At 32.9% G+C, this 12,862-nt stretch carries 12 protein-coding genes; 9 read left to right on the top strand and 3 right to left on the bottom strand.

The annotated features are described in order from the left end of the window. The first annotated feature begins 13 nt into the window (after nucleotides 1–13). Entirely contained in the window at nucleotides 14–1,141 is a 1,128-nt protein-coding gene (locus C8C83_RS09820; protein WP_132011737.1) for an OmpA family protein, read from the top strand. A gap of 496 nt (nucleotides 1,142–1,637) precedes the next feature. Here the strand turns inward: C8C83_RS09820 and C8C83_RS09815 are convergent, their stop codons facing one another. Then, nucleotides 1,638–2,474 (bottom strand): hypothetical protein, encoded by an 837-nt coding sequence (locus C8C83_RS09815; protein ID WP_121328238.1) that lies wholly within the window; start codon nucleotides 2,472–2,474, stop codon nucleotides 1,638–1,640. 248 nt (nucleotides 2,475–2,722) lie between these two features. On the opposite strand from C8C83_RS09815, the gene C8C83_RS09810 reads away from it, so the two are divergent. The 3 genes from C8C83_RS09810 (at nucleotide 2,723) to C8C83_RS09795 (ending at nucleotide 5,833) form a co-directional block, all read left to right on the top strand. Continuing rightward, complete coding sequence (locus C8C83_RS09810) at nucleotides 2,723–4,171, top strand: hypothetical protein (RefSeq protein WP_147424541.1); 1,449 nt, start codon at nucleotides 2,723–2,725, stop codon at nucleotides 4,169–4,171. A 93-nt stretch (nucleotides 4,172–4,264) separates the two neighbouring features. After that, nucleotides 4,265–4,783 carry a ferritin gene (locus tag C8C83_RS09805; RefSeq protein ID WP_121328235.1) on the top strand — a complete coding sequence of 173 codons (519 nt, stop codon included), beginning with the start codon at nucleotides 4,265–4,267 and terminating at the stop codon, nucleotides 4,781–4,783. 357 nt (nucleotides 4,784–5,140) lie between these two features. Beyond that, on the top strand, nucleotides 5,141–5,833 hold the full coding sequence (locus C8C83_RS09795; protein WP_121330008.1) for a DUF2461 domain-containing protein: 693 nt from the start codon (nucleotides 5,141–5,143) through the stop codon (nucleotides 5,831–5,833). Between the two features lie 63 nt (nucleotides 5,834–5,896). Here C8C83_RS09795 and ssb read toward each other — a convergent pair whose 3' ends face one another. After that, nucleotides 5,897–6,229 (bottom strand): single-stranded DNA-binding protein, encoded by a 333-nt coding sequence (ssb, locus tag C8C83_RS09790; RefSeq protein ID WP_121328231.1) that lies wholly within the window; start codon nucleotides 6,227–6,229, stop codon nucleotides 5,897–5,899. Between the two features lie 174 nt (nucleotides 6,230–6,403). Between ssb and C8C83_RS09785 the strand changes: the two genes are divergently transcribed. Genes C8C83_RS09785 through C8C83_RS09775 form a run of 3 tightly spaced genes read left to right on the top strand, consistent with a single transcriptional unit; the run spans nucleotide 6,404 to nucleotide 10,671 of the window. Then, nucleotides 6,404–7,933 carry a bifunctional GNAT family N-acetyltransferase/carbon-nitrogen hydrolase family protein gene (locus C8C83_RS09785; RefSeq protein ID WP_121330007.1) on the top strand — a complete coding sequence of 510 codons (1,530 nt, stop codon included), beginning with the start codon at nucleotides 6,404–6,406 and terminating at the stop codon, nucleotides 7,931–7,933. Then, nucleotides 7,930–8,277: a hypothetical protein gene (locus C8C83_RS09780; RefSeq protein ID WP_121328229.1), complete on the top strand. Its 348-nt coding sequence runs from the start codon at nucleotides 7,930–7,932 to the stop codon at nucleotides 8,275–8,277. The genes C8C83_RS09785 and C8C83_RS09780 overlap by 4 nt, the downstream gene beginning before the upstream one ends. 12 nt (nucleotides 8,278–8,289) lie before the next feature. Beyond that, nucleotides 8,290–10,671: a M28 family peptidase gene (locus C8C83_RS09775; RefSeq protein ID WP_121328227.1), complete on the top strand. Its 2,382-nt coding sequence runs from the start codon at nucleotides 8,290–8,292 to the stop codon at nucleotides 10,669–10,671. 172 nt (nucleotides 10,672–10,843) lie between these two features. Here the strand turns inward: C8C83_RS09775 and C8C83_RS09770 are convergent, their stop codons facing one another. Then, nucleotides 10,844–11,239 carry a rhodanese-like domain-containing protein gene (locus C8C83_RS09770; RefSeq protein WP_121328225.1) on the bottom strand — a complete coding sequence of 132 codons (396 nt, stop codon included), beginning with the start codon at nucleotides 11,237–11,239 and terminating at the stop codon, nucleotides 10,844–10,846. 146 nt (nucleotides 11,240–11,385) lie between these two features. Between C8C83_RS09770 and C8C83_RS09765 the strand changes: the two genes are divergently transcribed. Both C8C83_RS09765 and C8C83_RS09760 read left to right on the top strand, forming a co-directional pair. Next, on the top strand, nucleotides 11,386–12,288 hold the full coding sequence (locus C8C83_RS09765; RefSeq protein ID WP_099710006.1) for a LysR family transcriptional regulator: 903 nt from the start codon (nucleotides 11,386–11,388) through the stop codon (nucleotides 12,286–12,288). Further along, nucleotides 12,273–12,722, top strand: coding sequence for a GNAT family N-acetyltransferase (locus C8C83_RS09760; protein WP_121328223.1), 450 nt, complete (start codon nucleotides 12,273–12,275; stop codon nucleotides 12,720–12,722). Before C8C83_RS09765 ends, C8C83_RS09760 begins: the two co-directional genes overlap by 16 nt. Nucleotides 12,723–12,862 lie beyond the last annotated feature (140 nt).

Here is a 12,862-nt window from a genome sequence, read left to right as displayed (position 1 = left end):
AACTCAAATTACAATGAAAAAAATTGTTATGACTCTGGCGTTTGCATTGGGACTAATTCATGTAAATGCACAAACAGAAAATACTGCAAACAACTATAACAAGTGGTCTGTTGAAATAGCCGGAGGGGTAAACAAACCTCAAAGTCCAATGACCGAAGGCTATTTTACAAGCACACCTAGTCCGTGGGTAGGAGATTTAGGAGTTCGTTATATGTTTAACAACAAATTTGGTTTAAAAGCTGATTTTGGATACAACAGTTTTACAGGAAAAAACAACTCAATAGATTTTGATTCAAAATACTACAGAGTAGATTTACAAGCTGTTGCTAACTTAGGGCGTATCATGAATTTCGAAACATGGACTAAAACAATTGGTCTATTAGGTCATGCAGGTTTTGGTTTGGCTCAGTTAGAAAACAAAGATTTGCACGTTAAAGACAAAATGGGAAATTTCATTGCTGGTATTACAGGTCAAATCAGATTATCTGACAGATTTGCTTTAACTGGTGATTTCACAACTATTGTAAACGCTTCACAAGATTATACTTTTGACTGTGCGTGCCCTATAGAATCAAGAGGTTTTACCGGGGTACTTTTTAATGGAACTATTGGTTTAAATGTTTACTTAGGTAAAAACGCAAAACATGCTGACTGGACTGTTATTTCTCATGATTTTGATAGCTCTGCATTAGAAAACAAAATAGCAAATCTTGAAACGTTGGTAAGTAAAATACCGGAGAAACAAGTAATTGTAGAAAAACCAGTAACCACAACAATTGTAAATGATAAAGATTTACTTAAAGAAATGATTGATGCTCAGTATTACAGCGTTTATTTTGATTTCAACAAAGCTACTCCTATCGAAAATTCAACTGCTGCAATTGATGTTGTTTTGACTTATTTAAGAAAAAACCCTTCTGCATCTCTAGACATCATTGGTTATGCTGACCAGGTTGGAAAATCTGAGTACAATGAAAAATTATCAAACACAAGAGCTACTAACGTTAAAACTATACTTGAAAAAGCCGGAATTGCATCTTCAAGATTAAATGTTGTTGGTGCAGGCGCTGATACATCAATCCAAAAAGACTCGGAAGAAGCTAGAAGATTGGCAAGAAGAGTTACTTTCAAAATAAAATAATCTCTACAAAATATCGAAAAGCCCTGAAGAAATTTCTTCAGGGCTTTTTTTATGTCTTATCCTCAAATCTACAAATAAAGACATCGTTAAAGAAGAACCTGCAAAAGAGATTAGGATAAAATTAGCTCGACGACATTATATTAATAAATATTCACTTTGTCAGGTTATAGCATAACAAAAGACTCTTTGTATCTTATAACCTCTAAAACAACACTTAATTCAAGTTCGTTACAATTCTTTTAAAACTGAGAATTTTATTAATTTGATTACAGGCTTTTTTCGCTCTCTAAGAAATCTTTTAGGTTGGTAAGATGATTCATTTAGCTGAAAAAAAACTATTAGAAACAGTCCTTAATTTCGTCACACAATTGCATCGCAACTAATATTCAAATCTGATTTATAAACAAAAAAACAGTTACAAAAAGGTTCTCACAACTGTTTTAATTTATTTGATACTTACTAAATTATCTTATCGTCATAAACATTTACTATCAATTTAGTAACTATAGAAAGATGTTTCTGTAGTTGTTACATTTCCTACTTGTTTAGTTTCGGTTCTCTTTGTTGGATAACCATTAGCATTGTATTCATAACTATAGCTTATTATCTCAGGTATCGTCACATTAGGACTAATGACTTTAGCAGTTCTATTAGTTACGTTATTAACAGCGAATCCTTGCAGATTATCTACTAGCAAATTAAAGCCCAAAACATTAAGTCTAGGATTATTTTTAGCATCAAATTCATAAGTAATCTCACTTTCAAAATCACCATTATAGACTTGCTCTCTAATTAAATTGCCTGCTAAAAAAGTATATCTTCCCGTCATTCCTGTTTCTCCTATCTCTCTTTTTGAACTGTCACTATTTAATTTGTTATAAAAAATACTGCCATTACTATTATATACGTATTTTGTTAAATAGTAATTTCCAAACTCATTACTAAAAATGTAATCTAACTTTCCATTTGTATAAAAATACTCTCTAGTAAGATAAACAGCTCCCGAAACGTCGGCTTTCTCAATTTTTGTAATTACATCTCCTGTGTAAGTATAAAATGTAAGGTTAGAGTCATCTTTGTCCGACACTATTTTATTATCTTTATATAATAATTCAACTGTACTGGTTTTTCCGTTTGCATAATTATGAACCAGTTTCTTTAATAGAATAGGTTCAACAATCACAACTGGAATCGAATCTGTTTTTGGTGGCGTGATTGTATCATTTTTAACCGGATCTACACCATTTTTCTTGATACAAGAATTCTCATAATCGGTAGTACAAGACACAAACATTAATAAGGTTGCACTAAATAAATAAAGTAACTTTTTCATAATTTTAATTTTTTCAACGAAAATAATCCTATTAAGACCTACCCGCTTCCGCTAAAAGTTATAATTACACAAGAATAAGACTACTTTTAAAGCTATATTATATAATAAAAAACAGTTTAAAACTTACAAAAAATACTTTTCTAAAAAATCATTTCACTGTTTCATCCATCAACATTATTTAGTAATTCTAAATTAAAAATCATAAATTCGATCATTAAAACGGAATGATTTTTGACATTATAAGATTTATGAAAAAAACATTATTAATATTACTACTAACCTGCAAATCAGCTCTGTTTAGTCAGACAATATTGAATTCTTACCCAATGAATATGAGAACTTCAGGGGATTATAGCCAAATCCTGAATGCCGAAAACTCAAAGACTCATGATGTATTTGCTTTTATTGCAGACGACAAAAACCTTACGATTTTACAATACAATAAAGCCCTGTTCTTAACAAATGAATTAAGGACTTCCCGCGCCAATATTGAAGACAAATTAATCATTGGATATAGTTTTGATGAAGATCGAAATCCAACACTTTATTGGTCATCAGAAGATTTTAAGAGTATTGTCCTGATTAAATACGACATGGCTAATAAAGTAATAAAGCCTTTAAAATTTAGTTTTCCCTATTCCAAAGAATATTTTATAGCTACATTTCAAAAGAATAATACCTTTTATATTCTTGCGAAAGACAGTGCAGAACAAACATTGACACTTTATAAATTTAAAGATGATACCGTTGAAGAAAAACCTCTTGATTTTTCTACGTTTACTTTCCAAAATAGAAACACACAACCTATAACTTTCAATCTGTTTATTAGAGATTATCCTATCGAAAAAATCGAAGTTGGAGATTACAATCCTCTTTCGAGAAGCATTAAAAAGAGCAAAGCCTATATGCTTGATAATCGACTTGTTTTGACATTTGACCAAAATCCGGCAAAGACGCAAATTTTCGATATCGACCTCGAAACTTATGAAATAACAGAAAAGAACTTTCCGCAATCGATGGCTGAAAAGTCAAGAAGAATAAGTAATTCGTTTTTTATTGATGATAAACTTTACCAAATTAATACCAATTCAGAGGAACTTCAACTAGACATAAAGGACTATAATACGAGTGAAACCATTAAGAATATCAAGGTTTCGAAAAACGATACTATCAAATTTAAAAACTCCCCGTTGTTACTTCAAATTGAAGATCAAAAACCAAAGGAAATAAAAAAGACAAGCACATTTTTAAAGTATTTATCAGCATTAGATTTTGGTATATCCGTTTTCAAGAACAGCCAAAATGTTTATATAACAATTGGTGGAATAACACAACAAGACAGACCCTACTACAGTTTTTACGATGATGTTCAGCCATTTCAAATAAACTTATCGCAATATGGTCAGAACCAAACGGCTTATTTTGAAAGTATATTAAATTCAAATTCCGAATTTATACAGCAAAGACAAGAGCCTTTTGCCAGTGATAATATTTATTATTTTTTGGATGCAAACAAGAAAATAAGGTTGAAAAACATATTGCCTCTTGAAGATTTCTCTATTTTGAGTTACTATGATTCCGCTGCAAAGCAATTTATAATGCGCAAATTTACTGATGGTTTTATTCCTGACGAAATAACGAATCCTTTGATTGATAAAGCCGTTTTTTCTAAATCATTTAAATTTGACAGACCTTAATTTTATTGAGAATTAATCCAAATGTCTCATGTTTTCATTGTTTGAAAAAATGGTTTGAATTATTTTTTTTAACTTTACAAAAAAGACACCATTATGTTATCAAAAAATATAGAAGCAGCATTAAACAAGCAAATTCGCATAGAGGCAGAATCTTCGCAAACCTACCTTTCTATGGCTTGTTGGGCCGAAGTGCACGGACTTGAGGGAATCGCTCAATTTATGTACACACAATCAGACGAAGAGCGCGCACACATGCTTAAATTAGTAAAGTATGTAAACGAACGTGGAGGTCATGCTCAGATTACCGATCTAAAAGCGCCTAAAACTTCTTATACTACATTTAAAGAAATGTTTGAAGCACTTTACAACCACGAAATTTTTGTTTCGGAATCAATTAACGAATTGGTTCACATAACTTTTGAAAATAAAGATTATGCAACACATAATTTCTTACAATGGTATGTATCTGAACAAATCGAAGAAGAAGCTACTGCTAAATCTATTTTAGACAAAATCAACTTAATTGGAGATGATAAAGGTGGACTTTATTTGTTTGATCGTGATATTCAGCAATTAACGGTTACAAGCTCGATTGCAATCAATCCAAAATAAAAAAAGTTAAAGTTTATTTAGAATATATAAAAATAACATTTTTCATTTATATTTGCCACTGTTTTTATAATACAGAGGAAAATTGGGCAAGAAAGAAAAAGACAAGGACAAAAAAAAGGATAAAAAGAAAAAGAAGAATAAAGCTATCCTTGAGAACATTAAGAAGTTGGAAAACTGTAAATCTTCTTGTTGTGAGAAATACAAAAAAAGCGAAAACAAACGTTGTTCGCGATGTCCTATGTTTGATTTATTCAAAAAAACGGCTTAAACTTATATAGAATAAACCCACCATAAAATTTGGTGGGTTTTTTTATGCTTAAATTGCATTCCGATTTAAAAACATTCAATGTTTCCACTATGAAAAACAATATTATAATTCCTAAATCCAGTCTTAACTTTTTGACTGAACTTAAAGAAAACAATAACAAACCCTGGTTTGATGCCCATAAACAAGAATATCTAGTCGAATTAAATCATATTGAAACTTTTGCGGGCGCTTTGCTTGAAGAACTTTCCAAAACAGATGTTTTAGAAACTGCTTCGGGTAAAAAAAGTGTTTATAGAATTTATCGTGACATTCGTTTCTCAAAAGACAAAACTCCTTTCAAAACATTTTGGGGCGGCAGTTATACCAGAGCTACAAAAGAAAGACGCGGTGGCTATTATTTTCATATCGAAAAAGGAAATACTTTTCTCGCTGGTGGATTCTGGGGACCAAATGCTGCAGACTTAAAACGCATTCGAGCCGAATTTGATCATGATGATCAACCAATACAAAAGATATTAAATGCAAAATCTTTTGTCAGCAATTTTGGAAATTTACAAGGCGAACAAGTTAAAACGTCTCCAAAAGGGTATGACAAAGATCATAAAGCCATTGATTTACTTCGCTATAAACAGTTTTTGGTAATCAAACGTTTTACAGATTCTGAGGTTTTAAGTGATAATTTTCTTGAACAAGCTTTGGACGGTTTCAAAAATATGAGACCCTTTTTTGATTATATGAGCGAAATTCTAACAACAGACATTAATGGAGCTTCTGTTTTATAAATACAACAAACCCGACAGGTTTTAAAAACCTGTCGGATTTGAAATTTCAAATCTGATTAAGTATTACTTACTAAGCAACAAAATCTCGCTTACAACAACTTCTGTAATATATCTTTTTTCACCGTTTTTATCATCATAACTTCTGTGAATTAGTTTTCCTTCGATACCGACTTCTTTTCCTTTTTCGACATATTTTTCGACAATTTCAGCCGTTTTTCCCCAAGCTGTGACACGATGCCATTCGGTTTGTTCGACTTTTTCGCCTTTATCGTTTTTATATCTTTCGGTTGTTGCGATATTCAAATGTGCTAATTTAGTTCCGTTTTCTAATGTTTTAACTTCTGGATCGTTTCCTACGTTTCCAATTAATTGTACTCTGTTTTTCATTCCGTTCATGGCGTATAATATTTAAATGTTCATATAAAAGAATTCGTTTATCAAATTCAACATGGCAAAGATCCGCCGAACCTCAACAAATATTCGGTTATCAACTATTTACTTTCGGTTGTAAATATTTGTAAGCGTTTGTAAGTGGAAATAATTTCGTATATTCGAGATAAATCTTACGATATGCAGACGAAAATAAATAAAGTTGAGTTACGAAATCTAGAATTTGACGATTACAAACAATTGAAAGACTCAATGGTTGAATCGTATCCTGAAATGGCGGACTCTTACTGGAAAGAAGATGATATCAAAAGATTACTTTCTATTTTCCCTGAAGGTCAACTTGTTATTCTCGCAGACGGTAAAGTGGTTGGATCTGCATTATCGCTTATTGTAGATGAAAAACTGGTTGACAAAAGACACAATTACAGACAAATTCTTGGAGATTACACATTCTCTACACACAATAAAGACGCAGAGATTCTATACGGAATTGATGTATTTATCCATCCAAATTATCGCGGTTTACGATTGGGACGTCGTTTATATGATGCCCGAAAAGAACTCTGCGAACAACTTAATCTAAAAGCGATTGTTTTTGCAGGCAGAATTCCCAATTATGGTAAATATGCTAAAAAGCTTTCTCCAAAGAACTACATTGAAAAAGTAAAACATAAAGAATTACACGATCCTGTTCTTTCTTTTCAGTTAAGTAATGATTTTCACGTATTGAGAATCATCAAAAACTACTTAGAAGGCGACGAAGAATCAAAGGAATTTGCGGTTCTATTAGAATGGAATAATGTTTATTATGACGAAAGTCCAAAATTAATTAACCTCGAAAAAAGCGTTATCAGATTAGGTTTGGTTCAATGGCAAATGCGTCCATTAAATAATTTGGAAGAGTTTTTTGAGCAGGCAGAATTTTTTATTGATGTCGTTTCCGGTTACGGAAGTGATTTTGCCTTATTTCCCGAACTTTTCATTGCACCTTTAATGGCCGATTATAATCATTTATCAGAAGCAGAAGCAATTCGGGAACTTGCCAGATATTCTGATCCAATCAGAAAGCGTTTTCAGGAATTTTCAATTTCCTACAACATCAATATTATTACAGGAAGTATGCCTTATCTGGAAAATGGTAATTTGTACAATGTTGGTTTTCTGTGCAAAAGAGACGGAACTTCAGAGATGTACACCAAAATTCACGTAACTCCAAACGAAGTGCAACATTGGGGAATGAAAGGCGGTTCTCAGTTTAAAACTTTTGATACAGATTGCGGTAAAATCGGAATTTTGATTTGTTATGATGTTGAATTTCCGGAACTTTCAAGAATTTTAGCAAACGAAGGAATGAATATACTATTTGTTCCGTTTTTGACAGATACACAAAATGCTTATACGCGCGTAAAACATTGTTCGCAAGCTCGTGCAATCGAAAACGAATGTTATGTAGCCATTGCAGGTTGCGTTGGAAACTTGCCTAAAGTCAATAATATGGACATTCAGTATGCGCAAGCTTCTGTTTTTACGCCTTCTGATTTTGCTTTTCCAAGTAATGGAATAAAAGCTGAAGCAACTCCAAACACTGAAATGACCTTGATTGTTGACGTTGATTTAAACCTGCTGAAACAACTTCATGAACATGGAAGTGTTCGAATTTTAAAGGATCGAAGAACTGATTTATATGAAATAAAAAAAATAGAATTATGAAGACTTGCCTCGAATGCTCTGAAAAACTTGTAGGCAGAGAAGATAAAAAATTCTGTTCTGATAGTTGCCGAAATGCTTACAACAATAAAATAAATAAAGATAGTACGAATTTCATGCGTAATGTAAACAACAAATTACGAAAAAATTACCGTATTTTGTCCGAACTAAATACAGATGGAAAATCAAAAGCTACAAGGGATAAAATGATAAACAAAGGTTTCGACTTCGAGTTTTTTACGAATGTTCTACAAACAAAAACAGGAAACACCTACTATTTCCTGTACGATCAAGGATATCGCTCTTTGGACAATGATTATTTTATGCTCGTAAAAAAAGAAATTTAGTACTTCTCAACCATGAAAAAAAACCAGACCTCAATTCTTGGCATCGCAGGCATTCTAGCAATTTTAGGTATCATTTACTTCACAATGATGCCTCAATATATTTCGAAAAATGATGAAGCACTTGCCGACTTTTCTACTGAAAGAGCCTTAAATCAAGTCGAGATTATTGCGCAAAAACCCCATTACGTTGGTTCAGTAAATCATGAATTAGTAGCCAATTATTTGAAGTTGGAGCTGAACAGAATTGGATTAGAGACAAGTGTTCAGGAAGGTTTTACTCTAAATGATAAAGGGCTTTTGGTTAAATCCAAAAACATTCTTGCCCGCATAAAAGGAACAAATAACTCCAAAGCGCTTTTATTGCTTTCGCATTACGATAGTGCACCACATTCTTTTTCAAAAGGCGCAAGTGACGATGCTTCGGGAGTTGCAACAATATTAGAAGGAGTTCGTGCTTTTTTATATTCTAAGCAACCACAAAAAAACGATATTATCATTCTTTTTTCAGATGCCGAAGAATTGGGTCTGAATGGCGCGGCACTTTTTGTAAACAAACATCCATGGGCAAAAGACGTTGGATTGGTAATCAACTTTGAAGCCAGAGGTTCTTCAGGACCAAGTTATATGTTGATGGAAACTAATAAAGGAAATGAAGCTCTTGTAAAAGAATTCTCGAAGGCAAAAACAAGCTATCCAGTTTCAAACTCTTTGATGTACAGTATTTACAAAATGCTTCCAAATGACACTGATTTAACCGTTTTTAGAGAACAAGGAAACATTCAGGGATTCAACTTTGCCTTCATAGACGGACATTTTAATTATCATACACAACAAGATGATGTTCAACATTTGAGCAGAACAACATTGGCGCATCAGGGAACTTATTTGATGCCTTTGCTAAAATACTTTGCAAATACAGACTTAAACACTACCAATTCAACTGAAGATGATGTTTACTTTAGCGTACCGTTTTCATTTATAAGTTATCCGTTTGCGTGGGTATTTCCAATGACTGTAATTGCTTTAGGTTTATTAATTCTTTTTATTTTTATCGGAAAAGCAAAACGTGTTATTACTTTCCGAGAAATCTTCAGAGGTTTTCTCCCTTTACTTGGATCTATAATAATTTCAGGATTAGTTACTTTTTTAGGATGGAAAATCGTTCTGCAAATCTATCCTCAATACTCAGATCTCCTTAACGGATTTACCTATAACGGTCATGCTTACATTGGAGCATTTGTAACACTTAGCATTGCGATTTGTTTTGCATTCTACCATCATTTCTCAGAAACAAAAGTGACAATGAATCATTTTGTTGCTCCTTTACTTCTTTGGATAATTATCAACGGATTTCTTGCCAACAGCTTAACCGGAGCAGGTTTCCTGATTATTCCGGTTTATTTTGGAATACTTTTATTTGGAATTTTCGTCCTGACGCAACATTATAGTTTAGGATTAAATTTATTATTCTCTATTCCGGCTTTAGCAATTATAGCGCCTTTTATTGTAATGTTTCCTATTGGTTTAGGTTTAAAAATCCTTTACGGAAGTGCCATTTTAACCGTATTAGCCTTTGGTTTATTACTTCCTGTATTTGGATCTTTTGCTAAAAAAAGCGCCTGGATAATGGTTTTCTTTGCAGCTTCTATTGGTTTCTTTGTTTACGCAGGATATCATTCCGGTTATGAACACGGAAAAGCAAAATCAAACAGTTTATTATATGTTTATAATGCGAATACAAACTCAGCAATCTGGGCAACTTATGACGTAAACCTAGACGATTGGACTAAAAGTTATTTGGGCGAAAAAAATCAAAAAGCAGTTGGATTAAACAACTTGCCAATCTCCAGCAAATACAATTCAGGATTTACCTATAGTGCAATTGCGCCGGTTGTTGATGTTCCAAGACCAACAATTGCTTTTTTACAAGACAGCGTTGTTGGGAATAACAGGTTCTTAAAAATAAAAATTACGCCAAACCGAAAAGTAAACCGATACGACATTTATGCAAATCCTAAAATGCGATTTTTCAATTTTAAAGCAAATGGAGTTTCAACTTTAAGACAAAAAGGAAATGAGTTAGAACGAGAAGGAATGCGCTTAATATCGTATTATGTGGTAGGCAATGAACCGCTTGTAATGGAATTCAACCTTAACAAATCGTCTATTTTTGATATGGATTTGATCGAAAGCTCCTTTGATTTAATGACAAATCCATTGCTTAAGGTTAAACCAAGAAGCGACTGGATGATGCCAACACCTTTTGTTTTGAATGATGCAATATTAATTCAGGAGAAAATAAAAAAATATACAGCTCCTGTAGCGACTATACCGCCAGCAACAGTAATAAAAGATAGTACCGTTATTGCAAAAGACAGCTTAAATCGATTGTAAAACCACAATAAAATACTTGTTATGGCTACAAATATTTCGAATTAGGTTCAAAGTTGCAAAGGTACAGAGGTTTAAAAAGCACTATGAAAATAGTGCTTTTTGTTTTTTAGAATAACGTGAAAACCTTTAAACCTTTGCAACTTTGCAACTTTGAACCTCTGCACCTAAAAAACTAACATGCACATTCGATTTTCAAACCTGCTTTTACGCCATTTGTTCCTTCGGTGGCATAACCATCGAACTTCCACCACTCTATTCCGCCAATTAATTCTTTTACCTTAAAACCAAGTTTAGCCATATTCAACGCTCCTCTTGTCGAAGCATTACACCCAATTCCGTCGCAATACGTCACATACAAAACCTCTTTATCCAAGTGATTGGTGCTTTCGATCGTCATTTGGCGATGAGGAATATTAATCGCCGATGGAATATGTTCTGCCTCAAAACCAAACTCTTTTCTGGCATCAATAACAATTAATTTTTCGCCATTATTTAAAGCATCAAATAAATCAGAAGGATCCATTTCGAAGGCTAGTTTGTTTTCATAATGTTTAATTTGTGTTTCCATTTTTTTATAGTTTTAATGATTTTGTTTTTCCAAAAGTAATTCAGCAACACTTTCGATAAAAACGAAAAGAATTCATCACTTTGATTACTTTTTTTCATAGAAAAGCCATTCCAAAATTTCGTTTCTTTGTATACAAATCCTCAAAAATGGAAATCCGTCATTTAAAATTAATAAAGGCAATTGTCGAAGAAGGAAGTATTACCAAAGCAATTGATAAATTGTATTTGACACAATCGGCGTTGAGTCACCAACTTAAAGAAGCCGAATATCAATTGGGAACTCCAATTTTCCTGAGAACAAACAAAAAGCTGGTTTTGACCAAAGCTGGCGAGAAAATCTATGATCTTGCCAACGAAATCCTGGACAAACTCTCACAAACCGAGTCGCAAATCAAACAAATGGTTTATGGCGAACACGGCGAAATCAGAATTAGCACAGAATGTTATTCGAGTTATCACTGGCTTCCGCCGGTTTTAAAGCAATTCCATAATTTGTATCCAAATGTTGAATTGAAAATTGTAACCGAAGCCACTCACATTCCAATACAAAAACTACTAGAAAACACGATCGATATTGCCATTATCAGCGATCAGATCAAGGACAATAATATCAAGTATATTGAGCTTTTTCAGGATGAAGTTGTTATGGCAGTTTCTGAAAATCACGCTTGGGCAGATAAAAAATATGTTGTTGCGGAGGATTTTATCAACGAGCATTTGCTGATTCATTCTCTTCCGATGGAAACAGTCACGATTCACCAATTTATTTTGGCTCCAGCCAAAGTAACTCCGAAGAAAATTACGCCGCTTCCTTTGACAGAAGCTTCTCTGGAAATGGTAAAAGCAGATATGGGCGTGATGTCTATGGCAAAATGGGCATTATTACCACATTTGAAAAACAACCCGATAAAAGCCGTAAAAATTGGAAAGAACGGTTTAAAGAGAAAGCATTTTATCGCGATTAGAGAAAACGAGCAATATCCGGACTATTTTCATCATTTTATCACCTTTTTACAAAACGAAATCAATCTGCAATGGAATATTCAATAAGAAAGTGCGAAGTATCAGACTTGCCAAAACTGGTCATTTTATGTCAAAAACATGCCGAATATGAAAAAGCCGATTATTCTCCGGAAGGAAAAGAAGAAGGATTGAAAAAAGCATTGTTTGGTGAAAATCCAAAATTAAACTGTTTTGTAGTTGCAACCGATAACGACATTGTAGGATATGTATCTTATACTTTTGATTTTTCGACCTGGAGCGCGGGTGATTTTCTGTATATGGATTGTTTGTATCTCGAAGAAAGTGCCAGAAACTTTGGAATTGGCGAAGTCTTAATCAACAAACTAAAAGAAATTGCTAAAGAGAAAAACTGTGTCAATATGCAATGGCGAACGCCTCAGTTTAATGAAAGGGCGATAAAATTTTACAACAGAATTGGCGCAAAAGGAAAAGAGAAAATTTGTTTCTTTTTAGATTTGTAAACATTAATTCTTGAAATTTAATTTCGTAAACTTCATCGATAACCAACGGATTAAAATCCGTCTCTACAATATAAATCGTTCCTCCGGAACTTTTTACAAAAACATTCAGTTCAAATTAAACACAATATATTAAAACCTTA

Origin of the sequence: Flavobacterium sp. 90 (genome assembly GCF_004339525.1) — a bacterium.
Classification (GTDB): domain Bacteria; phylum Bacteroidota; class Bacteroidia; order Flavobacteriales; family Flavobacteriaceae; genus Flavobacterium.
Note: the sequence above shows the minus strand (reverse complement) of the source record. Positions and strands in the feature narration are given on the sequence as shown.